This is a genomic window from Kribbella sp. NPDC049227, from assembly GCF_043197265.1.
GTDB lineage: Bacteria > Actinomycetota > Actinomycetes > Propionibacteriales > Kribbellaceae > Kribbella.
This window is the reverse complement of the sequence record NZ_JBICST010000002.1, coordinates 892,981-918,874: the sequence shown is the minus strand read 5'-3', so window position 1 is coordinate 918,874 and position 25,894 is coordinate 892,981. Positions and strand designations below refer to the sequence as shown.

Annotated in this window: 25 protein-coding genes; 14 read left to right on the top strand and 11 right to left on the bottom strand. The window is 68.0% G+C overall.

Annotated elements, in window-relative coordinates; genetic code table 11:
• Positions 1 to 47 precede the first annotated feature (47 nt).
• From ACGFH6_RS11145 to ACGFH6_RS11130, 4 genes are all read left to right on the top strand, one after another.
• Positions 48 to 2,684: a LuxR C-terminal-related transcriptional regulator gene (locus tag ACGFH6_RS11145; protein ID WP_393382565.1), complete on the top strand. Its 2,637-nt coding sequence runs from the start codon at positions 48 to 50 to the stop codon at positions 2,682 to 2,684.
• 53 nt (positions 2,685 to 2,737) lie between these two features.
• Entirely contained in the window at positions 2,738 to 2,989 is a 252-nt protein-coding gene (locus tag ACGFH6_RS11140; RefSeq protein ID WP_393382563.1) for a hypothetical protein, read from the top strand.
• Positions 2,986 to 3,684: a DUF4386 domain-containing protein gene (locus tag ACGFH6_RS11135; RefSeq protein WP_393382561.1), complete on the top strand. Its 699-nt coding sequence runs from the start codon at positions 2,986 to 2,988 to the stop codon at positions 3,682 to 3,684. The genes ACGFH6_RS11140 and ACGFH6_RS11135 overlap by 4 nt, the downstream gene beginning before the upstream one ends.
• A 94-nt stretch (positions 3,685 to 3,778) precedes the next feature.
• Entirely contained in the window at positions 3,779 to 4,642 is an 864-nt protein-coding gene (locus tag ACGFH6_RS11130) for a DMT family transporter (protein ID WP_393382559.1), read from the top strand.
• Here the strand turns inward: ACGFH6_RS11130 and ACGFH6_RS11125 are convergent, their stop codons facing one another.
• The 3 genes from ACGFH6_RS11125 to ACGFH6_RS11115 all read right to left on the bottom strand — a co-directional run bounded on the left by ACGFH6_RS11125 (position 4,643) and on the right by ACGFH6_RS11115 (position 6,911).
• Positions 4,643 to 5,011: an STAS domain-containing protein gene (locus tag ACGFH6_RS11125; RefSeq protein WP_393382558.1), complete on the bottom strand. Its 369-nt coding sequence runs from the start codon at positions 5,009 to 5,011 to the stop codon at positions 4,643 to 4,645.
• A gap of 162 nt (positions 5,012 to 5,173) precedes the next feature.
• On the bottom strand, positions 5,174 to 5,875 hold the full coding sequence (locus tag ACGFH6_RS11120; protein WP_393382556.1) for an NADPH-dependent F420 reductase: 702 nt from the start codon (positions 5,873 to 5,875) through the stop codon (positions 5,174 to 5,176).
• 4 nt (positions 5,876 to 5,879) lie between these two features.
• The gene (locus ACGFH6_RS11115) at positions 5,880 to 6,911 is read right to left on the bottom strand and encodes an LLM class flavin-dependent oxidoreductase (protein WP_393382554.1); all 1,032 of its coding nucleotides are present in this window, start codon (positions 6,909 to 6,911) and stop codon (positions 5,880 to 5,882) included.
• A gap of 161 nt (positions 6,912 to 7,072) precedes the next feature.
• Between ACGFH6_RS11115 and ACGFH6_RS11110 the strand changes: the two genes are divergently transcribed.
• Positions 7,073 to 8,140: a mandelate racemase/muconate lactonizing enzyme family protein gene (locus ACGFH6_RS11110; RefSeq protein ID WP_393382552.1), complete on the top strand. Its 1,068-nt coding sequence runs from the start codon at positions 7,073 to 7,075 to the stop codon at positions 8,138 to 8,140.
• Between the two features lie 122 nt (positions 8,141 to 8,262).
• On the opposite strand, the gene ACGFH6_RS11105 is transcribed toward ACGFH6_RS11110, so the two are convergent.
• On the bottom strand, positions 8,263 to 10,068 hold the full coding sequence (locus tag ACGFH6_RS11105; RefSeq protein ID WP_393382550.1) for a sigma-54-dependent Fis family transcriptional regulator: 1,806 nt from the start codon (positions 10,066 to 10,068) through the stop codon (positions 8,263 to 8,265).
• A 162-nt stretch (positions 10,069 to 10,230) separates the two neighbouring features.
• Here ACGFH6_RS11105 and ACGFH6_RS11100 point away from each other — a divergent pair, with 162 nt between their 5' ends.
• The 9 genes from ACGFH6_RS11100 (at position 10,231) to groL (ACGFH6_RS11060) (ending at position 19,432) form a co-directional block, all read left to right on the top strand.
• Positions 10,231 to 10,476 carry a hypothetical protein gene (locus tag ACGFH6_RS11100; protein WP_131354052.1) on the top strand — a complete coding sequence of 82 codons (246 nt, stop codon included), beginning with the start codon at positions 10,231 to 10,233 and terminating at the stop codon, positions 10,474 to 10,476.
• A gap of 95 nt (positions 10,477 to 10,571) precedes the next feature.
• A complete protein-coding gene (locus ACGFH6_RS11095; RefSeq protein ID WP_131354050.1) occupies positions 10,572 to 12,221 on the top strand; it encodes a methane monooxygenase in 1,650 nt (549 codons plus the stop codon).
• A 93-nt stretch (positions 12,222 to 12,314) separates the two neighbouring features.
• Positions 12,315 to 13,370: a 2Fe-2S iron-sulfur cluster binding domain-containing protein gene (locus tag ACGFH6_RS11090; protein WP_360448988.1), complete on the top strand. Its 1,056-nt coding sequence runs from the start codon at positions 12,315 to 12,317 to the stop codon at positions 13,368 to 13,370.
• The gene (locus tag ACGFH6_RS11085; RefSeq protein WP_393382548.1) at positions 13,367 to 14,551 is read left to right on the top strand and encodes a hypothetical protein; all 1,185 of its coding nucleotides are present in this window, start codon (positions 13,367 to 13,369) and stop codon (positions 14,549 to 14,551) included. The genes ACGFH6_RS11090 and ACGFH6_RS11085 overlap by 4 nt, the downstream gene beginning before the upstream one ends.
• Complete coding sequence (gene mimD / locus ACGFH6_RS11080; protein WP_393382546.1) at positions 14,548 to 14,922, top strand: propane 2-monooxygenase effector subunit MimD; 375 nt, start codon at positions 14,548 to 14,550, stop codon at positions 14,920 to 14,922. The genes ACGFH6_RS11085 and mimD (ACGFH6_RS11080) overlap by 4 nt, the downstream gene beginning before the upstream one ends.
• 14 nt (positions 14,923 to 14,936) lie before the next feature.
• Entirely contained in the window at positions 14,937 to 15,980 is a 1,044-nt protein-coding gene (locus tag ACGFH6_RS11075; protein WP_393382544.1) for an amidohydrolase family protein, read from the top strand.
• Positions 15,980 to 16,687 (top strand): iron-sulfur cluster assembly protein, encoded by a 708-nt coding sequence (locus tag ACGFH6_RS11070; RefSeq protein WP_393382542.1) that lies wholly within the window; start codon positions 15,980 to 15,982, stop codon positions 16,685 to 16,687. Before ACGFH6_RS11075 ends, ACGFH6_RS11070 begins: the two co-directional genes overlap by 1 nt.
• 2 nt (positions 16,688 to 16,689) lie before the next feature.
• Positions 16,690 to 17,715: an NAD(P)-dependent alcohol dehydrogenase gene (locus tag ACGFH6_RS11065; RefSeq protein WP_393382540.1), complete on the top strand. Its 1,026-nt coding sequence runs from the start codon at positions 16,690 to 16,692 to the stop codon at positions 17,713 to 17,715.
• 22 nt (positions 17,716 to 17,737) lie between these two features.
• The gene (gene groL, locus ACGFH6_RS11060) at positions 17,738 to 19,432 is read left to right on the top strand and encodes a chaperonin GroEL (RefSeq protein WP_393383025.1); all 1,695 of its coding nucleotides are present in this window, start codon (positions 17,738 to 17,740) and stop codon (positions 19,430 to 19,432) included.
• 149 nt (positions 19,433 to 19,581) lie between these two features.
• Here groL (ACGFH6_RS11060) and ACGFH6_RS11055 read toward each other — a convergent pair whose 3' ends face one another.
• The 7 genes from ACGFH6_RS11055 to ACGFH6_RS11025 all read right to left on the bottom strand — a co-directional run bounded on the left by ACGFH6_RS11055 (position 19,582) and on the right by ACGFH6_RS11025 (position 25,894).
• A complete protein-coding gene (locus tag ACGFH6_RS11055; RefSeq protein ID WP_393382539.1) occupies positions 19,582 to 19,914 on the bottom strand; it encodes an ArsR/SmtB family transcription factor in 333 nt (110 codons plus the stop codon).
• A 3-nt stretch (positions 19,915 to 19,917) separates the two neighbouring features.
• The gene (gene groL / locus ACGFH6_RS11050) at positions 19,918 to 21,567 is read right to left on the bottom strand and encodes a chaperonin GroEL (RefSeq protein ID WP_393382538.1); all 1,650 of its coding nucleotides are present in this window, start codon (positions 21,565 to 21,567) and stop codon (positions 19,918 to 19,920) included.
• 19 nt (positions 21,568 to 21,586) lie between these two features.
• Complete coding sequence (locus ACGFH6_RS11045) at positions 21,587 to 22,612, bottom strand: NAD(P)-dependent alcohol dehydrogenase (RefSeq protein ID WP_393382537.1); 1,026 nt, start codon at positions 22,610 to 22,612, stop codon at positions 21,587 to 21,589.
• Positions 22,609 to 23,346, bottom strand: a complete 738-nt coding sequence (locus tag ACGFH6_RS11040; RefSeq protein WP_393382535.1) for an iron-sulfur cluster assembly protein — start codon at positions 23,344 to 23,346, stop codon at positions 22,609 to 22,611. The genes ACGFH6_RS11045 and ACGFH6_RS11040 overlap by 4 nt, the downstream gene beginning before the upstream one ends.
• The gene (locus ACGFH6_RS11035; protein ID WP_393382534.1) at positions 23,343 to 24,374 is read right to left on the bottom strand and encodes an amidohydrolase family protein; all 1,032 of its coding nucleotides are present in this window, start codon (positions 24,372 to 24,374) and stop codon (positions 23,343 to 23,345) included. The genes ACGFH6_RS11040 and ACGFH6_RS11035 overlap by 4 nt, the downstream gene beginning before the upstream one ends.
• An 84-nt stretch (positions 24,375 to 24,458) precedes the next feature.
• Positions 24,459 to 24,794: a propane 2-monooxygenase effector subunit MimD gene (mimD, locus tag ACGFH6_RS11030; RefSeq protein ID WP_393383024.1), complete on the bottom strand. Its 336-nt coding sequence runs from the start codon at positions 24,792 to 24,794 to the stop codon at positions 24,459 to 24,461.
• Between the two features lie 2 nt (positions 24,795 to 24,796).
• Positions 24,797 to 25,894, bottom strand: a complete 1,098-nt coding sequence (locus ACGFH6_RS11025; protein ID WP_393382532.1) for an aromatic/alkene monooxygenase hydroxylase subunit beta — start codon at positions 25,892 to 25,894, stop codon at positions 24,797 to 24,799.

Below are 25,894 nucleotides of genomic sequence, written 5' to 3'. Positions count from 1 at the left end.
GCCCTGCCCTACGCTCGTTCCAAGAACGCCGACGAGGGGAGCTGGTGATGCACAGCCCTCTCCTCGAATCAAAGCTCTATCTGCCCCGGAACCGGCAGGCTCTCGTGCCACGAGCGCGGCTCGCCGAGCGTCTGCGACGCCGGGACGACATCAGGTTGACGCTCGTCTCGGCACCGGCGGGTTTCGGAAAGACGACCCTCCTCTCGGCCTTGGCGGCCGAGCGCCCAGGCCGGACAGCGTGGGTCTCGTTGGAGGCGAGCGATCGTCACGCCACCACGTTCTGGGCCTACGTGCTGACCGCATTGGAGCGGGCCGCTCCGGGTGTTGGTGAGGGCGCGCTCGGGTTGCTCCGGTCGGGTCAGGCACCGATCGAGTCGGTGCTGGCCGGCGCACTCAACGAGCTCAGCGTTCTTCCGGACGACGTGGATCTTGTGCTGGACGACTATCACCTTGCGGACGGTCCGGAGATCCAGCCGGGGATGGCGTTCCTGGTCGAGCATCTGCCGCCACAGGTGCAGCTGCTGATCAGCACCAGGGCCGACCCCGCGCTCCCCCTTGCTCGCTTGCGTGCGCGGGGCGAGCTGGTCGAGATCCGCGCCGCCGATCTCCGCTTCACCGTCGACGAGGCGACGGCGTACCTGAACGATCTGACCGGGCTGGATCTTGATGCGGCGGCCATCGCCACGCTCGAAGGGCGGACCGAGGGGTGGATCGCCGCTCTCCGGCTGGCGGCACTCTCGCTGCAAGGGCGTGACGACGCGACCGCGTTCATCGAAGGATTCGCCGGTGATGACAGGTACGTCGTGGACTACCTGCTCGACGAGGTGCTCGACCGGCAGCCGGACCACGTACGCCGGTTCCTGCTCGAGACGTCGATCGCCGACCGGCTGACCGGACCGCTGTGTGATGCCGTGACCGGACGGTCCGGTGGCAAGGCGATGCTCGAGGCGCTCGAGCGGCAGAACCTCTTCCTGGTGCCGCTCGACGACCATCGCCGGTGGTACCGCTATCACCACCTCTTCGGCGACGTACTGCGGTCGCATCTGCGTGAGGAACGTGGCGACCTCGCGGAGCTGCACCGACGCGCCAGCAGCTGGTACGAGGAGGCCGGAGAGACCGTCGCAGCCGTGCAGCACTCCCTTGCGGCCGGCGACGCTGAGCATGCCGCGGACTTGGTCGAGCTGGCTGTGCCCGCCTTGCAACGGGAGCGGCAGGAACCCACGCTGCGACGCTGGCTGGACGACATACCGAACGACGTCGTGCAGAAACGGCCGGTCCTCGCGATCGGATTCGTCGGGGCGCTGATGTCCTGCAACGAGTTCGACGGCGTCGGGCAACGGATCGACGACGTCGAGCGTGTGCTCGCGGGACCGGCGGACGCCTTGGTGGTCGTCGACCGCGGCGAACTCGTCAGGCTGCCCGGCACCATCGAGACGTACCGGGCCGCATTGGCGCTGGCCTCTGGCGATCCGGCCGGGACCATCGAGCATGCCGGCCGCGCGATCGATCGCGCTGTCGACGGCGACCACCTCACCACCGCCTCTGCCTCGGCGCTGGCGGGTCTCGCGCACTGGGCCGGCGGGGATCTCGAAGCCGCGCATGACGGCTACACGACGGCCGCGCGGGAGCTGCAACGGATCGGGTACATCGCCGACGTCCTCGGCTGTTCGATCACGCTGGCCGACATCGAGATCACGCAGGGCCGGCTCCGGCAGGCACAGAGCACCTTCGAGCGAGCCCTCGACCTCGGCGAAGGTCTCCGCGGGACCGCGGACATGTACGTCGGGTTGAGCCGGCTCGCGCTGGAGCGGAACGATCTCGATGCCGCTAGCAACTATCTGCGGCGCGCCGAAGACCTGGGGCCAGCCGCCGGCCTGCCGCAGAACCCCTATCGGTGGCGCGTGGCGACGGCCTGCCTCCGGGCAGCGGAGGGCGATCTCGCCGGCGCCCGGGATCAGCTCGATGCGGCCGACCGCGTGTACGTCGGCGACTTCTCACCGAACGTTCGTCCGATCGCGGCGCTCCGGGCGCGCGTCCTGGTTGCCCAGGGCCACTTGTCCGCCGCCCGCGACTGGATCCGTCAGCAGCGGCTGTCAGCGGACGACGAGCTCTCCTATCTGCGCGAGTACGAGCACCTGACGCTGGCCCGCATCCTCCTCGCCGAGCAAGCACGCGGTGACGCCATCCGGCTGCTCGAGCGGCTGCAAGAGGCGGCCGAGGCAGGAGGCAGAACCGGCACCATCATCGAGATCCTCGTACTACGGGCACTCGCCCAAGGCGACGTCGACCCGCTGGAACGAGCCCTGACACTGGCCGAGCCCGAAGGCTACATCCGTGTCTTCATCGCCGAGGGCCCACCGATGACGTCCATGCTGTCCGCTCTCGCGCAACGCCGGCCCGACTGGCTCTATCCGCCCATGCTGCTGGACGCGGTACGCCGACCCACCTCCCAGGCTCCGAAGCCGGCCGGAGATGACGCCCTGGTCGACCCCCTGAGCGACCGCGAACTCGACGTCCTGCGGTTGCTCGCCGGCGAACTCGACGGTCCCTCGATCGCACGCCAGCTCGTCGTGTCGCTGAACACCGTGCGCACTCACACCAAGCACATCTACGCCAAACTCGGCGTGACCAACCGGCGCAGCGCGGTCCGGCGGGCTCACCAGCTCCACCTGCTCACACGCTGAAATCACCACATGATGTGATGCCCGGTCACCACAAGCGCTCGTAGCTTGCGGACATGTCGCACGATTCAGCTTGGTACGAGATCCGCCTACAAGGGCAGCTCCACCCACGGTGGGCGTCCTGGTTCGACGGCCTGACCGTCACCAGCGCCGCCGACGGCACCACGGTCATCCACGGCCGCGTCGCCGACCAGGCCGCACTGCACGGCGTACTGCAGAAGCTGCGCGACCTCGGCCTCCCGCTGCTGTCGGTCGCCCGGACCGACTCCGATCCGGCGAAGCACTCATCACCTGGAGAACTGCCATGACCATCACCGCATCCACCGCGTCCGCCGACCGTCGTACAGCCGACCCGACCAGGAACAACGCCCGGGCCGGCGGCATCTTCTACCTGATCACGTTCGCCGCCTCGATCCCCGCGCTGGTGCTGCTCAGCCCGGTGCTGAACGACGCCGGCTACATCACCGGTGCCGGTCAGGACACCCGCGTGCTGTGGGGCTGCTTCCTCGATTTCGTCAACGCCGTCACCTGTGTCGGCTCCGCGGTCGCGGTGTATCCGGTGGTGAAGCGACACAACGAATCCCTGGCGCTCGGCTTCGTCAGCTCCCGGCTGATCGAGGCCGCCATCATCATGGTCGGTGTCGTCAGCCTCCTCGCCGTCGTCACCCTGCGGCAGGATCAGGCTGGCGACGTCGCGACCGGTCAAGCACTGGTCGCCGTCCGCGACTGGACGTTCCTGTTCGGCCCCGGCTTCATGGCCACCATCAACGCCGTACTCTTCGGCACACTGCTCTACCGGTCCCGCCTGGTGCCCCGCATCATCCCCACACTGGGCCTCATCGGTGCACCGCTTCTCTTCACTGCGAACATGCTCACCGTCTTCGGCCACAACACGCAGACGTCCACCTGGTCCCTGCTCGCCACGCTGCCCGTCGCCGCCTGGGAGCTGTCCGTCGGCGTCTACCTGACCACCAAGGGTTTCCGTCGGGTCCAAGCCGGCTGACACCCACCAAACTTGCCGAATCGAAGGTATCGGGCACCTTTCGCTGACCGGAACGCCATGGTCGTCGGAGGTGTCCGATTCCTACGGTTGTGGGGTGCGAAAGACCAAGGACGCCGGGCTGGTCGACGTCGTACCCGCACAGACGTACTTCGTGGTCAGCGCGATCTTCCACTATCTGGGCCCGGCCATGGCAGTCCTGCTCTTCGCGCGGATCGAGCCGCTCGGCGTCGCGTGGTTGCGCATCGCGGCCGCGGGCACGATCTTCTGGCTCTGGCGCCGGCCACTCAGGGCGTGGCGATCCCTGGACCCGGCCACCCGCAAACTGCTGGCCGGGTGGGGCGCCGTTCTCGCGGTGATGAACTGCAGCTTCTACCTGGCGATCGACCGGGTGCCGCTGGGAACGGTCGCCGCGGCCGAGTTCGCACCGGTCATCGTGCTGGCCGCGATCGCGGTGCGGAGCCTGCGGAACCTGCTGGCACTTCTCCTCGCCATCGCCGGGGTCTACATCCTCACCGACATCAGACTGTCGCAGGATTGGATCGGACTGGTCTGCACAGCGCTCAATGCGCTCCTCTTCGCGGCGTACGTCGTACTCGGACACCGGGTGTCGCGCGTCGACGGCCTGCGCAGGATCGAGGGGTTGGCGCTCGCGATGGGCATCGCCACTGTGATCGCGCTACCGGTCGGGGTCATGCAGGCCACACCGGCGTTCACGGACTGGAAGCTACTGGCCGCGGCGGTCGGCGTCGGGGTCTGCTCGTCGGTCATCCCGTATGTCAGCGATCAACTCGCGATGGCCCGACTCAAGCGATCAACGTTCGCACTGATGCTGGCCTTGCTGCCCGCCACAGCGACGGCGATCGGTGCCGTCGTACTGCGTCAGATCCCGACGCTCGCCGAACTCGCGGCGGTCGCGGTCATCGTGGCAGCGGTCGCGCTGCACCACGAGAAGACGTGATCACGCGGACGGAGCCGGCCGGTACGACGGCAACGCGTCCGCGAGGCTCGGATACTGACGGATCCGCCCGCCGAGGTCCGACAACAGCTCGGCCAGCCAGGTCGCCGCGCCGGCGACCCGCAGCCATCCGTTGTGCTGGACCGCCAACTCGCCGGCGGTCCTCAGCACCTCGATGCCGGCACGGTCCATGTGACTCACGCGGCGAAGATCGACCACGAGCGTCGGCCGCTTGGTGGTGATCACGTGGTGTAACTCGGTCTCGAACGTCGGCGCGCTGACGTCGTCGATCCTGCCGGCGACGCGAACCACCGCGCACTCTCCGACCGCCGACCAGCCGCAGACGAACGGTCCACTCACGTCCGTCGGCATGTTGGCAGATCGGACCACGCGCGGTGTACTCACATGCCCGGCCCCCGAACGCCTCACTGCTTTCACTGCGAACTCCTCGAACGTACTACGGGCCGTCCCTTCGACATGCCACGTGCATACGTCCCGTACCCAGTCGTATTCACCGTGACACCGAGGCGTGGGTCACGCCGTCAGGCGGGAGTCCTCCGACCGGGCCTCGCTGACCGCCTGGCCACGCGGTGTGTCGGGGAAGCGCGTGAGCATGGCGTGGATCTCGTCCGCCGGGACGTTCGCGCCGAAGAGCTCGGTCCCGGGTTCGAGTCGCATGCCTTCGGCGAGCGGGCCCGCAATCACCGGGTCGAAGCCCAGCGCGTCGACGATCTCCGCGACCGCGGCTGTGTCCGCGGGTTCGCCCGCGATCGCGATGGCCCTTCGATCCGGGGATCCGTGCGGGCGGGCGCCCTCGTCGAGGTCGTGGTAGCCCATGTGGTTGAAGGCCTTCACCACGCGGGACCCGGGCAGGAAGTCCTGCACGATCTCGCTGGACGACGTCCGCGGATCGGTCAGGTCGTCGCGGATGCCGTCGACCTCCCACCAGTAGTTCATCGCGTCGATCACGAGCTTGCCGCGCAACGCCTCGACCGGAACAGTCCGGTACTTGCCGAGCGGCAGCGCGAGGATCACGACCTCGGCCTGCGCCGCCGCCTCGGCCGCCGTCGTCGCGACCGCGCCCGGCGTGACGATCTCGACGATCAGCGCGATCTTCGAGACATCACCCGAGCCGGCGATCAGTACGCGGTAACCCGCCGCGACCGCGAGCCGGGCGAGCACGGTGCCGACCTTGCCGGCACCGAGGATGGCGATCGTGGTTGCGTCGTTCGTCATGACGTCAGCCCGCCAGGATGTCGCGGACCATCGGGATGACCTTGGTGCCGTACAGCTCGACCGCCTTCATCCGGGCGCTCGCCGGCACCGGACCGGCGCTGTAGATCAGGTCGAACCGGCCGACACCCAGCTTCTGGACCGCGCCGGCGATCCGGCGGGCCACGGTCTCCGGCGACCCGACGTACATCGAGCCGTGGGCGACCTCGGCGTCGAACTCCTCACGCTTGATCGGCGGCCAGCCACGCAGCGCGCCGATACGGTCGCGCATGACCTTGTACCGCGGGTAGAACACTTCCTTCGCTTCCTCGTCGGTGTCGGCGACGAAGCCCGGCGAGTGCATCCCGACCGGGTGCGCGACGGTGCCGAACTGCTCGGCCGCCTTCTTGTACAGATCGAGGTACGGCGCGAACCGGTCCGGCGCTCCACCGATGATGGCCAGCATCAACGGCAGGCCGTAGTACGCCGTACGCACGACCGACTGCGGCGATCCACCGACGCCGACCCACGTGTTCAGGTGGCCGGACTCGGTCTTCGGGTAGACCTCGGCGTTGTCGAGCGCGGCCCGGGTGGTGCCTTCCCAACTCACCGGCTTCTCGTCGAGCAACCGCACGAACAGCTGCAGCTTCTCCTCGAACAGAACGTCGTAGTCCTTCAGGTCGTAACCGAACAGCGGGAAGGACTCGGTGAACGAACCGCGACCCAGGATCACCTCGGCGCGTCCGTTCGAGAGCGCGTCCACGGTCGAGAACCGCTGGAACACCCGGACCGGGTCGTCGGAGCTCAGCACGGTCACGCCGGATCCGAGCTTGATCCGCTCGGTCTTCGACGCGATCCCGGCCAGCACCGTCTCCGGTGTGGAGATCGAGTACTCCGGCCGGTGGTGCTCCCCCAGCGCGATCGCGTCCACGCCGAGCTGGTCGGCCAGCACAGCCTCCTCGACCACCTGCCGGATCGCCGCCGCGGCCGGCACGAGCTCGCCGTTGTCACCCTCCGGAATGTCCCCGAAGGTGTCGAGCCCGAACAAGAGGTCGCTCATCCGCTCCACTTCCCATCTGCCGTTCACGTCAGCCTGAACAATTCTAGGTTGACGTGTCAACACCACTGGGGGCGGGTTCATTCCGGGGCGGCCGCTGCCAGGATGGTCCGGACGATCCCCGAGGCCTGAGGCAGGTGCGAGCCGCTGTGAGAATCATCGCCGTGGAGACGATCCGACCCCGGATCCAGCCGAATCTGATGTTCCTGCGCCTGCACACCGACGACGGGCGGATCGGGCTCGGGGAGGCGTTCTTCGGTGCGCGGGCCGTGGAGGCGTACATCCACGAGTCCGCCGCCGAGGTGGTGCTGCAGGCCGAGGACCCCACCCCGGAGGCGATGGCACAGGCGCTCACGCCGTACCTCGGGTTCCAGGGCGCCGGCGCGGAGGTACGCGGCAACGCTGCCGTCGACCTCGCGCTGTGGGACCTGCTCGGGCAGTACGCCGGTCTGCCGCTGGCCGCGCTGCTCGGCGGTCCGGTGCGGACGTCGGTGCCGATCTACAACACCTGCGCCGGGCCCGGGTACATCGGCTCGAGCACGCGACAGCGGTCGGACAACTGGGGTATCCCGGATGGCTCCGCCGACCAACGCCAGTACGAGGATCTCGAGGCATTCATGACCCGGCCCGCCGCGCTCGCGCGGGAACTGTTCGACGAGGGCATCGGTGGTCTCAAGGTCTGGCCGTTCGACCAGGCCGCGGAAGCGACCGGCGGGCTGACGATCGGCCACGACGACCTGCAGCGGGGTCTTGCCGTCATCGACGCGATCCGGTCCGAGGTCGGGATGGACATGAAGCTGATGGTCGAGTTGCACGGCTTGTGGAGCCGCCGCGCCGCGACCACGATCATGGAGGCGCTCACGCCGTACCGCCCGTACTGGGTCGAGGATCCGATGCGCTCCGACGCGGTCGACGCCCTCCAGGTGCTGGCGTCCTCCGTCGACGTACCGATCGCCTGTGGCGAGACGGCTGTCGGACGACGCGGGTTCGCAACTCTCCTGCAGTCCGGTGCCATCGATGTGGCCACCCTCGACGTCCAGTGGACCGGCGGGCTGACCGAAGCCCGCAAGGTCGCCTCACTGGCGGACACCTACGGCATCCCCATCGCCCCGCACGACTGCACCGGCCCCGCCTCCCTGGCCGCCTGCACCCACCTGACCCTCGCCTCCCCAACGGCCTCATCCAGGAAACAGTCCGAGCCTTCCTCCGCACCTGGTACACCAACCTGGTAGAAGGCCTCCCCCACATCACCAACGGCCAAATCATCATCCCCACCACCCCCGGCCACGGCGTACGTCTCCGCCCCGGCCTCCCCGAGAGCGACACGGTGGAACGGATCGTCACCAGGGCGTGACTACGAGGGCTGGATGCCGTAGTCGTGGATTTTGCGGTAGATGGTGGCTCGGGACATGCCTAGGGACTTGGCGGCTCGGCCCTTGTGGCCGTCGTTGGCGACGAGGCTGCGGATGATGGCGTCGCGTTCGAGGGCCTCGAGTTGGCTGAGGCTGCGGCGGCTGATGGCCTGGACGCGGGCCGGGAGGTCGGCCGGCATGATCACGCCGGTACGACGGCGGCGGAGAACGACCTGCTTGAGGACCTGGCACAGCTCCCCGGTGTTGCCGGGCCACGAGGACCGCATCAGCTGATGCATCGCTTCCGGTGAGCAGCTCAGGTCACCGTGGCTCACCTGGTTGAGGACGTACGGGACGAGTTCGCGGACATCCTCGATGTGGTGCCGCAACGGTGGTACTTCGACGGTCAGCGGGAACAACGCCAGCAACTCCCCCAGATCGGGGAGATCCGTGCCGTCCGAGGTCATCGTGAGCACGATCCACGGCGGCTCCGACGGCCGGCGCTCGAGTACGTCGTACAGGGCCTCGATCGTCCCCTCGACATCGCGCGGGCCGAGGCGGTCGGCGTGCCGGATGACCAGCGCCTGAACCATGTCGTCGGCCAGCTCGGCCTCCAGCTCCGCGCCGAATCCGCCGCTCGAGCCGACAGCGTCGACGATGTGGAACAGGCCGGCCGGATTGTTCTGGTGGTGCGCTGCGCGGGCGAGTGCGACCTTGCCGACACCACGCTCGCCGGTGAGCACGACCCATTGCCCGGCCCGGCAGGCGTTGTCGACCTCACGGCTGCTGCCCAGCCACGGCGCGCTGCGGCCGACCAGGCCAGGAAGGACCGGCCGGGGCGGCGGACGATGCGTCGCGGTCGGCATCCGATTCTCCGAGCCGGAGTTGTGCGGGCTGACCTGGATGATGCCGGCCTCGTCCCGCGCGCCGACCGCGATCGGGCGGCAGCTGATCTTGACCCAGCTCCCGGTGGGCAGCTCGACCACGACGGCGTCGCTGCCACCGCGCGCCAGCAGCTCGCCGGCGTACCCGAGCACCGCTCGCTGGTCGGTGGCGTCGAGACACTGCCGGGCCTTGGCGTTCATCAGCAGCAGGTCGTCATCGACCGCGAGAATCATGTCGCCGAGCCGGCGTGCGCTCTGCCGGTACGCCTGCAGCAGCGCCAGCTCCCGCGTCGAGCTGTCGGTCAGCATCGCTGCCCTGATGTTGTCGGCCGTGGTCTTGGCGAGCGCGATCAGCAAGGTGCCGGCGTCCTTGCGCCAGCAGGTCAGGTCGATCGCGCCGACCGTCTTGCCGGTGACCGGATGCTTGATCGGCACGCCCGCGCAGGCGAGGTCCTCGAGATCCTCGGCGTAGTGCTCGTGCCCGAAGACATGCATCGGTCCGCCGCCTTCGAGGGCGGTCCCGATCCCGTTCGTCCCGGCGAACTCCTCGGCATAGCTGAAGCCGGGCGCCAGATGGACCTTGTCCAGGTGCCGGGCCAGCTCGGTGTCAGCGGTCAGACGCTGGAGCACCAGGCCGGTCCGGTCGGTCAGGATGACGCTGATCGGTTGACCGGCAAGGTGTTCGTGCAACTGCTGCAGGACTGGTCTCGCGCTCCTGGACAACGGAAGTTCCAGGTCGGGATCCGCGACGTACGGCAGCGAGATCCGATCGGCGGGCAGATTCCACCGCCGCGACCGGACCCAGGAGGCAAGGATCGACGGCCGGACGTCCTTCGGCCCGACCGGGTCGAGCGTGAGGAAGTTCAGCCGTGCCTTTGCGGCCCGCCCGCTGTCGTCTTCCGTCGGGAGCACGAGTTCTTCCACGGGGCCTCCTGACGCCCGGCGGGGACGGGTGCGGAAGTGCCACCGCCCCACCGGTCGCTCGCACTTCGAGCCTAATGCAGTCCGGCGCCGTTGGCGTCTCAGATTGAGACACCCATCGAGGCCCGGCGGGATTGTGATCGAAGCAGCGATCAGGAGGTTGCGATGGACAGCGCTGTCCCGAGCCGGGAGACCTACAACCCGTGGACTGTCGTGAACGTCGTCTTCGAGCACCTGGCCGACGCCGGGCTCCATCCGGTCCTCGGTACGACCGGGAACCCGGGTGAGCCGGCCGCCGCTCTCCTGCAGGCGTTCGGGATCCAACCCGACCCGCAGGGTGACGAGCAGATCGCGCTGGCCAAGGATGCGCGGCTGGCGGAGCTCAGACAGGCGATGTTCGGCAACCCCTGAGCCGGTGACCGTCCGTCATCTCAATTTGAGACCTCCACGGCGGTCACACCGGCGATGTACTGCAAGTGCAGTCGGCCACGAGTGTGAGGAGTGCCATGAGTCGCCAAAGTGTGGCGAAGGCCCACCAGAAGATCCAGGAATTGTCCTGGGAACCTGCGTATCACGAGCCGGTCTCGCACTACGGGACCGACTACACGTTCCAGAAGGCGCAGAAGAAGGACCCCCTCAAGCAGGTCCTGCGGTCGTACTTCCCGATGCAGGAGGAGAAGGACCACCGCGTGTACGGCGCCTCCGACGGAGCCATCCGCGGAAACATGTTCCGCCAGGTGCAGGAACGCTGGCTGGAATGGCAGAAGCTGTTCCTGAGCATCATCCCACTGCCGGAGATCTCGGCCGCCCGGGCGATGCCGCTGCTGTTCCGGACGGTGCCGAACCCGGAACTGCACAACGGCCAGGCAATCCAGATGATCGACGAGGTACGGCACTCGACGATCCAGCAGAACCTCAAGCGCCTGTACATGAACAACTACATCGACCCCGCCGGCTTCAACTCCAGCCTGCGGAACTTCCAGAGCGACTACTGCGGCACCATCGGCCGTCAGTTCGCCGAGGGGTTCATCACCGGTGATGCCATCACGGCGGCCAGTATCTACCTGACCATCGTGGCGGAGACGGCATTCACCAACACGCTGTTCGTCGCCATGCCGGCCGAGGCGGCCGCGAACGGCGACTACCTGCTACCGACCGTGTTCCACTCGGTCCAGTCCGACGAGTCCCGGCACATCAGCAACGGCTACGCGACGCTGCTGATGGCACTCGCCGACGAAGGCAACCACCAGCTGCTCGCCCGCGACCTGCGCTACGCGTGGTGGAACAACCACCGTGTCGTCGACGCCGCGATCGGCACCTTCATCGAGTACGGCACCAAGGACCGCCGCAAGGACCGTGAGAGCTACGCGGAGATGTGGCGGCGCTGGATCTACGACGACTACTACCGCAGCTACCTGGTGCCGCTGGAGAAGTACGGCCTCGAGATCCCGCACGACCTGATCGAGGAGTCCTGGAACCAGATCTGGAACAAGGGCTACGTGCACGAGGTGGCGCAGTTCTTCGCCACCGGCTGGCTGGCCAACTACTGGCGGATCGACCCGATGACCGACAAGGACTTCGAGTGGTTCGAGTACAAGTACCCCGGCTGGTACGACAAGTACGGCGCCTGGTGGGAGAACTACAACCGCCTGTCGATGCCGAACGGGCACAAGCCGATCGTCTTCGAGGACGTCGACTACGAGTACCCGCACCGGTGCTGGACCTGCATGGTCCCGTGCCTGGTCCGCGAGGACATGGTGATGGCCAAGGTCGACGGCCAGTGGCGGACCTACTGCCACGACATGTGCCGCTGGACCGACGAGGTCGCCTTCCGGCCGACGTACCAGGGCCGGCAGACGCCGAACATGGGCAAGCTGATCGGCCACCGCGAGTGGGAGACGCTGTACCACGGCTGGAACTGGGCCGACGTGGTGTCCGACATGGGCTTCGTCAGGGACGACGGCAAGACCATGGTCGCGCAGCCGCACCTCGACCTGAACCCGGACAAGATGTGGACGCTCGACCACCTGCGCAAGTGCCCGCCGCTGGCGAGCCCGAACGTGCTGCTGAACGAGATGAGTGACGACGAGCGGACCGCGTTCGCCGCCCGCTATGTACGCGGAGGCCCCGCCGGCCGCGCACCCGCCGACGCATGATCCCCTCCCCGGGGCGGGCGGGCACCCCCGTGTGTCCGCCCGCCCCGGTCCGTCCCCGCAGAGACGTCAGGAACCATGGGCGATAAGCATGTCGTGAGGTTCGAGCCCGTCGGCATCGAGATCGAGGTCGACGAGGATCAGACGATCCTGCGCGCCGCGGCCGAGCAGGGCGTGATGCTCATGCACGGCTGCAAGGAGGGCCAGTGCTCGTCCTGCAAGTCGTTCGTCCTGGACGGCGAGGACATCGAGCTGGACCGCTACTCGACGTTCGCGCTGCCCGAGTACGAACTGGACGAGGGCTACACGCTGTTGTGCCGGGCCCATCCGTACGAGGACCTGACCATCGAGCTGCTCAACTACGACGAGGACATGATCCGGTCCGGGCTGCCGATCCAGGACCGGGTCGCGGAGGTCGTCGCGATCACGCCGGTCACCCACGACCTGCGTCATCTCGTCCTGCGCCTGACCGACCCCGGGGAGCTCAAGTTCTTCCCCGGCCAGTACGTCGACATCCTGGTCCCGGACAGCGAGGCCAGCCGATCGTTCTCGATGGCCAACACGACCAGCCGCGACTCCGGGCAGCTGGAGTTCGTGATCAAGGTCTATCCCGGCGGAGTCTTCTCGGAGTTCCTCGACACCCGGCTCAACGTCGGTGACCGGCTGCAGCTGAGCGGGCCGTTCGGGGTCTTCACCCTGCGGGACAATCCGGGCGCCCGGATCGTCTTCGTCGGCGGTGGCGCCGGGATGGCACCGATCCTGTCGCTGCTGCGCTCGATGGCAGAGCGCGGGATCGACCGGCCGGCGACCTACTACTACGGAGCCCGGACCCATCTGGATCTGTGCTTCGACGAGGAGCTCCGGGCGCTGCAGGAGGTCCTGCCGGGGTTCAAGTACGTCCCGGCGCTGTCCGAGCCGGCCGAGGACGCCGAGTGGGACGGCGAGGTCGGTCTGATCACCGACGTCGTCCGCCGGCACGAACCGGATCTGGCCGGAGCCGACGCCTATGTCTGCGGTCCGCCACCGATGGTGGAGGCCGCGATCCCGCTGCTCGAAGGGCTGGGCGTCGTCACGAAGCACATCTACTACGACAAGTTCACCACGACCGGCGACGCCGGCGACCCGAAGGTGCTGGAGGCAGAGAGCCGATGACCACCACACAAGACTCCCCGACCGAGCGGAGCGTGCCGAAACCGGTCTTCACCGACGCCGAAGCGGGCGCGCGTGTGTTCCCGGACTCGAGTTCACGGCGGTACAACTACTACCAGCCGCAGAAGCGCAAGCAGAGCCACTACGAAGACGTCACGGTCGAGGTGCAGCCGGATCCGCGGCACTACCTCACCCAGGGCTGGCTCTACGGGTTCGCCGACGGACGCGGCGGCTACCCGCTGGACTGGACCGCACTGAAGGCGTGGGGCTCGGACAAGCCGTCACCCCAGCGCGGACCGGGCAGCGGCGGCATGCTCGTCACCGACTGGCCGGCCACCGGCTGGCACGAGTTCCGCGACCCGAACGAGGAATGGGAGCTCACGCTCTACCGCTACAACTCCAACGTCGTCCGCCAGGTCACCCAGAACGTCGAGGCCGCCAAGCAGTCGAAGGCCTTCGAGCAGTGGAACACCAACTGGGTCCGCTTCGTCGAGCAGCACATCGGCGCCTGGATGCACGTCGACCACGGTCTCGGCCTGTACCTGTACGCGAACGCGAACCGGCGCGCGCCGACCAATATGCACAACAACGCGATCTCGGTGAACAGCATGCACCGGATCCGGGCCGCGCAGGATCTCGCGCTCTACAACCTGACCCTGTCCGAGGAGCTCGAGGGGTTCGACGGCAGCGCGCACCTGGAGACCTGGAAGTCCGACCCGGCCTGGCAGGGCGTCCGCGACCTCGCCGAGCGGCTGACCGCGATCGACGACTGGTGCGAGGCGATCTTCGCCGCGAACATCGTGTTCGAGCCGCTGGTCGGCGAGCTGTTCCGCAGCCAGCTGGTCCAGCAGGCCGCACCCCGCAACGGCGACTTCGTCACCCCCACCGTGATCGGCGCCGCCGAGTACGACTTCGCCGAGCGCGACCTGCGCTACACCACGGCGATGTTCGAGCTGCTCACCAACGACCGCGAGTTCGCCGACCACAACAAGGCGATCATGCAGGACTGGACGTCGAACTGGGTCTCGCTGGCCCTGTCGGCGGCCCGCACCCTGCAGCCGCTGTGGTCGCAGCCGGACGCGAAACCACCACGGTTCGAGGACGGACTCGACCGCGTCAAGAGCCGCTTCAGCGGCATCGTCACCTCGCTGGGTCTCGAGGAACCGAAGGAGTTGGCACAGTGACCACGCTCAAGGCAGTCGTCGAGAGCCCGTTCAAGTCCGACAACACCGCGTCCAACCGGTGCGGCGTCACGCTGATGAACAACCAGGTCGGGGCGGTCGTCGCCGACGTGATGAGAGGGCTGGACAACGTCACGGTGACGCCGCTGCCGTCGATGATCCGTGTCGACGCGGTCGGCAAGATGGAGTTCGTCTACGACGACATCTCCGAGGCCCTCGGTGAGGAGCCCGGGTACTTCGACCAGGCCGAGTTCGAGGAGAACATGTCGACCCACTACGGGCGCATGGTCCACCTCGACGACCGGACGATCATGTTCGCCAATCCAGAGGACGCGGCCGAATACATCGGGTTCGACCTGTCCGCTTCCAAGTAGAAGGAGGGCCGGACGTGTACGAGAAGAATGGTGAGAAGTACTTCGTCGTCGACAGTCACATGCACTACTGGGACGCCTCGCCGGACAACTGGGTACCAGGCGCCGAGCAGTACGCGAAGGGCTGGATCGAGTGTTTCCACGCCTATCAGAGCCTCGCGCCGAAGGAGACCCACTGGACCATCGGGAAGTTCATGAAGTACTCCGAGGACGACCTGATGAAGGACGTCTTCGAGGACGGCTACGTCGACGTCGCGGTGTTCCAGCCGACGTACCTGAAGGAGTGGTACACGGAAGGGTTCAACACCACCGCGAGGAACGCGGCGCTGGGTGAGAAGCACCCGGGCATGTTCGTCCACAACACCCGGTTCGACCCGCGCGACGGCGACGTCGGGATCGAGGAGCTGAAGCGCAACGTCGACCGGTACGGGTCACGCGGCGTCAAGCTCTACACCGCCGAGTGGAACGCCGGTTCCCGTGGCTACAAGCTGACCGACCCCGCGGCGTACCGGTATCTGGAGAAGGCGCAGGAGTTCGGGATCAAGAACATCCATGTCCACAAGGGCCCCACGATCTGGCCGCTGGACAAGGACGCGTTCGACGTCTCCGACGTGGACCACGCCGCGACCGACTTCCCCGAGCTCAACTTCATCGTCGAGCACGTGGGACTGCCGCGGATCGAGGACTTCTGCTTCATGGCGACCCAGGAACCCAACGTGTACGCCGGCCTGTCGGTCGTCATCGGCGGCCTGATGCACGCCCGGCCGCGGTTCTTCGCGAAGGTGATGGGCGAGCTGCTGTTCTGGGTCGGCGAGGACAAGATGACCTTCGGCAGCGACTACGGCATCTGGGAGCCGAAGTGGCAGATCGAGGGCTTCGTCGACTGGGAGTTCCCCGAGGGTGACGAGTTCGCCGACTACCCACGACTCGGAGTGGAGGGCAAGAAGAAGATCCTGGGCCTGAACGCCGCGAAGCTGTACGACCTCAAGGTCCCCGACGAGCTCCAGCTCAAGGAGGCGGAGCCGGCCGCGCAGGACGACGCCAAGCTGGTCACCCAGTAATGACGGCGGTGGCTGGGGAGAAGTCCCGGGTCCTGACCGCGCTGGACGCGGTCCGGGACCCGGAGCTGGACGAGCCGATCACGACGCTGGGTTTCGTGTCCACCTGCGTCGTGTCGGCCGCCGGTGACGTGGTGGTGCGGTTGCGGCTGCCGACGTACTTCTGCGCGCCCAACTTCGCCTTCCTGATGGTCGCCGACGCGTACGACGTGGTCGCCGCCCTGCCCGGTGTCCGCGGTGTCGACGTCGCGCTGGAGGACCACTTCGCGTCCGACCAGATCAACGCCGGGGTGGCGGCGCGGGCCGGATTCGCCGCCTCGTTCACCGGCGAGGCGGCCGGCGAGCTGGACGAGCTGCGCCGGACCTTCGTGACCAAGGCGATGCTGGCCGGGACCGACCAGGTGTGCCGGCCGCTGCGGGCCGCCGGCGCCGATCCGGCCCGGCTCGCCACGATGACCCTCGGCGACGTCCCCGCGTCTGCCGAACTGGAGCGGCTGCTGCGGCGGCGGGCCGAACTCGGGCTCCGCACCGATCCCTCCGCTCCGCTCCTCGTCGACCCCGGTACCGGCTCCCCCATCACCGGTGCCGAGGCGACGAGGCATCTCGGGTTGGCCCGCGTCACCCGGACCGGGATCGAGGCCAACACCGGCATCTGCAGGGGAATGCTGCGCCACCGGTACGCCGAAGCCGGCGTCGGCGAGGAGGAGTAGGGATGAAGGCCGTTCGACTGCACGGATACCACCAGCAGCCGGTCATCGACGACGTACCGGAACCGGTCGTCAAGGGCCCGCTGGACGTCATCGTCAAGATCGGCGGCGCCGGGGTGTGCCGCACCGACCTGCACATCATCGAAGGCCAGTGGGCCGAAGCGATGCACCCGGCCCTGCCGTACACGATCGGCCACGAGAACGCCGGCTGGGTGCACGAGATCGGTTCGGCGGTGACCAACGTCCAGGTCGGTGACACGGTCATCCTGCACCCGACCCCGACCTGCGGGCTCTGCGCCGCCTGCCGGGCCGGCAACGACATGCACTGCGCGCAGAGCAGTTTCCCGGGTCTCGACAGCGACGGCGGCATGGCGGAGTACCTGCTCACCTCGGCGCGCGCCTGCGTGAAGCTCGACCCGAGCACCCGGCCGCAGGACGTCGCGGCGCTGGCCGACGCCGGCATCACGGCGTACCACGCGGTCCGCAAGGCCATCCCGCTCCTCCCACCCGGTACGACGTGCGTCGTGATCGGTGCCGGCGGTCTCGGGCACATCGGGATCCAGTGCCTGGCCGCGCTCACCGCGACGAGGATCATCGTCGTCGACCGCAACCCGGAGGCCCTGAAGCTGGCCGAGCAGCTCGGCGCCGATCAGACAGTGGTTGCCGACGGCAAACAGGTGGAGGCGGTCCTCGACCTGACCGGCGGCGTCGGCGCGAACGTCGTCCTCGACTTCGTCGCCGAACAGGGTGCGGAACAGGACGGCTTCGCGATGACCGCACCGGCCGGTTCGTACTTCGTCATCGGGTACGGCGGCCAGGTCCAGATCCCGACCCTCGACATCATCTCGACCGAGCGCAACATCATCGGCAACATCGTCGGCACGTTCAACGAACTGGCCGAGCTGATGGCGCTCGCCCAGGCCGGGAAGGTCACCCTGCACACCAGGACCTACCCGCTGGACGCGGCCGTCGATGCGGTCGCCGATCTCGACGCCGGCCGGGTCCGCGGCCGCGCGATCCTCGTTCCGTAAGTCACGACCGACCGGGAGGGCTCTGATGGCCAAGGAACTGCGATTCGGTGAGCAGGCCCGCGACCTGCTGCTGTCCGGAGTGGACCAGCTGGCGGACGCGGTGAAATCGACCCTGGGCCCGAAGGGCCGCAACGTGATCCTGGAGAAGATCACCGGATCGCCGGTGGTCACCAACGACGGCGTGACCATCGCCCGCGAGATCCATCTGAAGAACCAGTTCGAGAACATGGGCGCCCAGCTGGTCAAGGAAGCCGCGATCAAGACCAACGACATCGTCGGCGACGGAACCACGACGGCGACCGTGATCGCCCAGGCGATCATCCGCGAGGGCATGGCCGCGATCAGCTCCGGCGGGAACCCGGTGCTGGTGAAGCGCGGCATCGACATGGCCGTGGCCCGGCTGGTGGAGCGGCTCCGTGAGGTGGCGCACCCGGTCGCCACCGAGCACGACTTCGCCCGGGTCGCGGCCATCTCGGCCAACGACGACGACATGGTCGGCGCCGTGATCGCGAACGCACTGCACACCGTCGGCGACGGCGGCATCGTCACCGTCGAGGAGTCGGCCGCGCACGGCATGCGGGTCGACTTCGTCGAGGGCTTCGAGTTCGACAACGGCTACCTGTCGCCGTACATGGTCACGGATCCGGGCAGCCTGCAGGCCGTGCTGGACGACCCGTACATCCTGTTGTGCAGCGAGAAGATCACCAAGGTGCAGGAGGTCATGCCGCTGCTGGACAAGATCATGCGCGAGCCGAAGCCGCTGGTGATCATCGCGGAGAGCCTCGAGGGCACCGCGCTCAGCATGCTGGTGCACAACCACGTGAACGGCCTCTTCCAGTGCGTGGGGGTCAAGGCGCCGGGCTTCGGTGACCGGCGGCTGCACAAGCTGGAGGACATCGCGGCGATCACCGGCGGCGCGGTCTACAGCCGCCACTCCGGTTTCACCCTCGAGACGATGCGACTGGAGCAGCTCGGCCGGGCGGACCAGGTCAGGGTGACCGCGGACCGCACAGCGATCGTCGCCGAGTCAGGGCACGAGAAGGACGTCGAGTTCCGGATCACGCAGTTGCGTGCCGAGTTGGAGCGGGCGACGTTCGGGGTCGACGAGGACGTGCTCACCGAGCGGATCGGTGCGTTGTCCGGCAAGGTCGCGGTGATCCGGGTCGGTGCCCCGACGCCGGCCGAGTTGAAGGAACTGCAGCACCGCGTCGAGGACGCGTTGTCGGCGACCCGCGCCGCCATGGCCGAGGGCATCGTCGCCGGTGGCGGGATGGCCCTGCTCCATGCCGAGTCGGCGCTCGACAGTCTCGACGTCAAGGACGACTACGCCATCGGTGTGAAGATCGTCCGGCGGGCGCTGCGCGAACCGGCGTACCTGATCGCTGCGAACGCCGGCTACAACGGCGCGGAGGTCCTGGAACGGACCTCGCAGCTCGGTGTCGACGAAGGCTTCGACGCCCTCGAAGGCAAGTTCGGCAACATGCTCGACATGGGGATCGTCGATCCCCTCCGCGTTGCCCGCTCAGCACTACAGAACGGCGCCTCGGTCGCCGGTCTGCTGCTCACCACCAACACACTGATCGCCGAGGAGCAGACGCCGTGGGGCGGTAGCCCCGCCCTGATGACCGAGTACGGCGCTCTGGACGAAGGGCTGCACCAGCCCTCCCCCGACTCCAGCACACCTCAGTCCCTGGGTCTCGGCCCGTCGGTCGGCTGACCCCCGCCAACCGCCGGCCCGAGCACCCAGCCCGGGCCGGCGGTCTCAGGTCTGGGCGCCTCGCCGGCAGGATGACCGCCGGGTTGTTCGCCCGATGCCCGGTTGTATGCCGCCAGCGACGACATAACCCGCCAGCGGGCCGGTCGCGCTCAGGCTCTGAGGCGTACGGGTGGGTCGGGGGCGAGGGTACCGTCGGGGGCTATGTGGGCGAGGATCTGGTCGACCAGGGCCACGATGTGGGGATCGTCGACGGTGTAGATGTGGCGTCTGCCCTCCCGGCGCAGTGAGATGAGACCGGCCAGGCGGAGTTTGGCGAGGTGCTGGCTGGCCGTGGTGATGCTGACTCCGGCGCGATCGGCGAGCGTGCCCACGTCGTACTCACCGTTGGTTGCGAGCCAGACCAGGTGCAGCCGCACGGGCGCGACGAGCAGCCCCAGGGTGCGGGCCGCGGCGTTCAGCTGCAGGCTGGTCGGCTCGGTCATGACTCAGTAGATGTTGGACGGACGGACCATGCCTTCGGCCAGATCGCCGAAGCCGGGGGCCATGATCGCGCCGGGGTTGCCGAGGATCTCCTCGACGACCGCGGTCTCGGTGGTGATCAGGAGTGCCGCGATCGAGGCCGCACTCTCCAGTGCTGCCCGGGTGACCTTGAGCGGGTCCATCACACCTTCGTCGAACATGTCGGCGTACTGGCCGGTGAGCGCGTTGAAGCCGGTGCCGAGCGGCTGGCTCGCGACCTTGGCGACGACCTCGTCACCGTCGTACCCCGCGTTGATCGCGATCCATCGCAGCGGCTCGGGCAACGCCCGCCGGACGACCTCGCGGCCGACCGCGGCGTCACCGGTCAGCTCGACCCGCGACACCGCCTCCTGTGCCTGGACGAGCGCCGTACCTCCGCCGGCCACCACGCCCTCCTCGACCGCGGCGCGGGTCGCGGCGAGCGAGTCCTCGACCCGCAGCATCCTCTCCTTGCGCTCGACGCTCGTCGCGCCGCCCACCTGGATGACAGCCACCCGCCCGGACAGCCGGGCCATCCGCAGCTGCAGGTTGTCCCGGTCGGCGTCGATCCTGGCCCGCTCGAACTGCGTCTCCAGCTGGGTCAGCCGCGCGTCCACCAGGTTCGCGTCGCCGTGACCGCCGACGATCGTCGTCCGATCCTCGGTGATCGTGATCCGGTCACACGACCCGAGGTGGTTCAGCGCGACCTCGGCCAGGTCCAGCCCGGTGTCGGTCGCGATGACCTGACCGCCCAGAGCCACCGCGAGGTCCTCGAGCTCGGCGACGCGGCGGTGCCCGAAGCCGGGTGCCCGGACGACAACGGACCGCATCGTGTTGTGCATGTTGCCGCCGACAAGCAGTTGCAACGCCGGACCGTCGACGTCCTCGGCGAGTACGACGAGCGGCCGGTCCGCGCGCTTGGCGGCCTCGACCGTCGGCATGATGTCCTGCACCTGGGAGATCTTCTTGTTGGTGAGCAGGATGACCGGGTTCTCGTAGACGGCCTCCATCCGCTCCTTGTCGGTGACCATGTACAGCGACACATAACCGTGGTCGAACTCGATCCCGTCCACGACCTCGACCGACAGACCGATGGCATCGGACTCTTCCGTGGTGACGACGCCGTTGCGGCCGACCCGGGTGACCGCCTCGGCGATCACCTCGCCGATCGTCTCGTCGTCACTGGCGGCCAGCGTCGCGATGTGCCGCAGGTCGTCCGGGCCGCCGACCTCGGCCGCCCACGAGCGCAGCGTCTCCACCACGACCGGCACCGTCTGCTCGATGCCACGACGTACCCGCATCGGGTTCGCGCCGGCGTCCACCGCACGCAACCCTTCGCGGACCATCGCCTGCGCCAGCACGGTCGCCGTCGTGGTGCCGTCGCCGACGGCACCGTTGGTGTTCATCGCGACTTCCTTCACCAGCTGGGCGCCCATGTTCGCGAACGGCTCGCGCAGCTGGATCTCCTTCGCGATCGTCACGCCGTCGTTGGTGATGGTCGGCGGGCCGGTCAGCTTCTCCAGGACGGCGTTGCGTCCCTTCGGGCCGAGCGTCACCTTGATCGCGTCGGCGAGCGAGTTCACGCCGGACTCGAGCAGCCGGCGTGCCTCCTCGTTGAACCGCAGTTCCTTTGCCATGGTCAGACCACCTTTCGGGTCACGGGATGAGAATCGCCCGGCCGCGGACCTTGCCCGCGTCGAGGTCATCGAGAACCTGCTGGAAGTCGGCGAGTGGGTACTTCGTGGTGTGCAGGGCGACCTTGCCCTGCGCGGCCAGCACCATCAGCTCCTGCAGATCGGTGTAGGAGCCGACCAGGTTGCCGACGAAGTTGATCTCGGTCGAGATGATGTCGATCGTCGGTACGACGAGGTCCTCGCCGTACCCGACGACGTAGTAGTTGCCGGCCCGACGGAGCATCCGGACGCCCTCGGAGGTGGCGCCGCCTTCGCCGACGAAGTCGACGACCGCCTCCGCGCCCTTCCCGCCGGTCAGTGCGAGTACGTCGTCCACCTGGGTGCCGTTGGCAACAATGCCGTGATCGGCTCCGATCGCGACGGCCAGCTCGACCGCCGCCGGGTTGCGGTCGACCACGACCAGGGTCGCGGCCGAGATCGCCTTCAGTACCTGGATGCCGATGTGGCCGAGGCCGCCGGCGCCGATCAGCACGCAGACGTCCCCGGGCCCGGTCGCCCGGGCCACCTTGGCCGCCGCGTGGTACGCCGTCAGTCCGGCGTCCGCAAGTGCGGCTACGTCGGCCGGCTCGAGGCTGTCGTCGATCCGGACCACGCTGCGGGCAGTGGTCCGCAGGTAGTCGGCGTACCCGCCGTCGGTGTCGATGCCCGGGAACCGGCTGTTCTCGCAGTGCACGTCGTCACCGGAGCGGCAGGCACGGCACAGGCCGCAGGTCATCAGTGGATGCAGGATCACCTTGTCGCCCGGCTGGACGTTGGTGACGGCATCGCCGACGGCATGCACCCAGCCCGCGTTCTCGTGGCCGATCGTGTACGGCAGCGCCACGCCGCTCTTCTCGGCCCACTGGCCTTCGAGGATGTGCAGGTCGGTCCGGCACACCCCCGCCCCGCCGATCCTCACGATCACGTCGAGCGGCCCCTGGATCTCGGGTTCGGGTACGTCGGTGAGCTGCAACTTGGTGTGGTACCCGACTACCTGGACCGCCCTCATGACGTGCTCCTTGCGTTCGTGACTCGGATGGACATGCCGTCGGGCTCCACGTCGGCGTACCGGGTCGCGAGCAGTCCGCGGCAGAAGTGGGAGTTTCCCTCGATCGAGATCCGCACGGCCTTGGCGAACCGGAGCCGCAACGGCACCGCCTCGGCGGCGAGCGGCGCACCGTCCTCGTCCACCAGCACCGGTTCGTCCGGGTGTACGCCGAGACCGATCGCGACTCGTCGTCGCAGCAACGCCTCCTTGTGCGGACCTTCCGGCAGATCGGCGAGGGTGACCTGATGGAGATCGTCGACGGTCATCGCGCTGTCCTTCAGCAGCGCCTCGGCGCAGCGCTCCATCGCCGCGGTGTGCGCCTTGTGCCGGAAGATCCGGCGCAGTTCGTCCAGGCTCGTCTCCGCCTCGACGCCGAAGGTGCCGACGTAGCCGGCGTCGGCGGCCAGGCCGGCGTTGATCTTGTCCGAGTCGTGGTGATCGTCGAGTCGCACCACCACCCGTCCCAGGCCGCCGACCCGCCGGAGCGCGTCGACGGCGTCGGACGCCATCAGGTACGCGAAGTTCGGCGAGCAGAACGACGTCGGCAGCCGCAGATGGACCACGACCTTGGTGTCGTCGACCCGGATCGACCGGACGAACCCCAGCGTGGTGATGGGTTCGTCCAGTTCCGGATCCGTGACCGTGGACAGTGCGGCCACGATCTCGTCGACCACCGAGGTCGCGACGGCCGTCATGCGCGTGCGCCGGCCGCCACCTCGACAGAGGTGTCACCGGCATCGGTCGGCAGCCGCAGCTCCTGCGGTACGTCGAGGTCGTACAGCGCGGCCGCGTTCAGGCCGAGGATCTTCTTCTTCTGCGCGGTCGTGATCGGCGCGTACTCCGGCAGCTCCGCGGGGATCTGGAAGTCCACGAACTTCTCCACCAGCCACTTGGGTGTCCAGAGGGCGTAGTCGCTGGCGAACAGGATCTTGTCCTCGCCGAGCCAGTAGAGCAGCTCGCCGATGATCTGCGCGAAGTACTTCGGCCGGGCGTGCACGAACGGCATGGCCACCGCGAGACCGCCGTACACGTTGGACTCCTGGGTGGCGATCCAGCAGAAGTCCTCCAGCCGGGGCAGGCCGACGTGCTCGACGACGAAGTTCAGGTCCAGGTAGTCGGTCGCGACCTTGTCGATGTCGGCGACGTCGAACGCGTCCCGGTCGAGCGGGCGGATGGTGGGGCCCTTGTGCACATGGATGTTCTTGATGCCGAGCTTCAGGCACTCCTCCAGGTACCGGCGCGACCACGGGTCGTCGAGCTTGTAACCGCGCGAGTCACCGTGCCACTCGGCGGTGTAGAGCTTCACGCCCTTGAGGTTCATCCGCTCGGCGTCCCGCCGGAGCTGCTCCAGACCCTCCTCGCCGTTGCGCGGGTCGTAGGCGTGGTTGTAGGTCAGCTTGTCCGGGTGCTTGGACGCCAGCCCGAACGCCTCCTCGGTCTGGCCGAACCCGTTCTTGTAGAAGTCGCTGAGCAGCGTGGCCTGGAAGATCGCGTGGTCGGCGTACCCGTCGTCGAAGACGTCCTTCATCAACCGGTCGCCGCCGTAGTACGTGTAGGTGTCGTAGTCCCACACCACGTCTTCCGGGCTGAGGTTGCGGTGGTAGTCGTAGAAGCAGTCGATGAACTGCTTGCCGTGCACGTTCTTCAGGTTCGACTCACGGCCGTCCCAGATGTGTACGTGCGCGTCGACCACGTAGTACTTCTCGCCGTTCTTCTCGTACATGACGTCCTCGCTTCGTGGGGCTGATCTCGGGATGAGCTCCGGTCCGGGCGCGGGCCAGGCCCCGGACCGGAGCGGCACAGCGTGTCAGTGCGCGGTCAGGTCGAAGCCGATGTACTCGGCGGCGTCCTCGGGGCTGGCGAACAGGATGGTCTTGTCGTCGAGGTGGACCATCCGGCCGTAGTGGGTGGAGCTGATCTCCTCGAACACCGAGCCGTCGAACTCCGAGCCGAGCGCGTCGGTCAGTTCGGCGTAGTCGAAGTCGAGTACGCCGGTCCCGTCGACCCGGATCATCGACGGGTACTCGGTCAGCTCGACGCCGTCCTTGGCGCCCATCACCTGGGCGACGACCCGGCCGACCGGGGTGTTCATCAGGGTCACGCCGGTCTTGTTGGAGAACTCGGCGGCAGATCCGAACTGCATGCTCACTTGTCCAGCTCCTTCGGAATGTCCAGCCCGAGGTCCTCGAGCAGGGAACGGAACTTCTGCTTGGCCGCGTCCAGGCTGTCCGCGAACGTGACGGACTTGTCGGCCGGCTGCGACCAGATCGGCTGCAAGGCCTGCGCGGCAGCGATGCAGCGCGGCACCCAGGTCGTCAGCCACTCGCCGAACAGCACCTTGTTGGTCTCGCCGTACTGCTCGTCGCGGGTCAGCAGGCGGAACAGGTTGCGGGTGTAGGCCAGGTCGCGGTCGTAGTCGTGCTCGCCGGTGCCGACGATGGTCGGCGTCAGGTAGTCGCCGTTGCGGGCCGCGATCTGCATCACCAGCTCGGTCCGGAACAGCGAGCCGACCAGCTGCTCGAACACGATGTTGGTGGCGAACAGCAGCTCGCACCAGTCGCCGACGGCGGTCAGCCGCTCGACCACCTCACGCGTCGGCTGCCACTCCGGCGCGCTCTGCCAGACCTCCTTGTGGGCGGAGCCGTCGAACTCCACCTCGGCCTCGGCCAGGTCGAGGTTGAACAGGGCCAGGTCCTGGGCGAAACGCATCTTGTGGGCGGCGTTGACGGCCACCGCGGTGTTGATCATGTTCGTCGGGCCGGACCGCTGGATGCTGGTGAAGACGTGCAGCGCCAAGCCGTTCTCGGCGTGCATCCAGGCCCCGAGGTTGCGTTCGACGAACTTCAGCCAGGCCGGGTTCCAGGCGTCGTACGCCCTGGCCCGCTTGGCGTTCTGCAGGCCGAGGTCGACCTGACGGACGACCGCGGAGTTGTTCCGGTAGATCGTCTGGTTCCACTCCTCGTTCGGGTCGAGGAAGGCGTGCCAGTTCGAGGACTTCGCGGCGGTCCACTCCTTCGGGTAGCCGCCGGGGCCGTCGCCGAACCCGTAGATCCAGCCCTGCGTCAGGTGCCGCTCGGGGTCCGGCTGGACGTCGACGGTGACGTCCTCGTACATCGTCGCCCGCAGCTTGGCCGGCTTGTAGTAGTTGTACGACCGGCTCTTCGAGCTCGGGAACTCCAGCGCCCCCGCCTCGGAGTCGGTGAACTCGATCTTGGGGAAACTGCGTTGCTTGGTTTGCTCCAT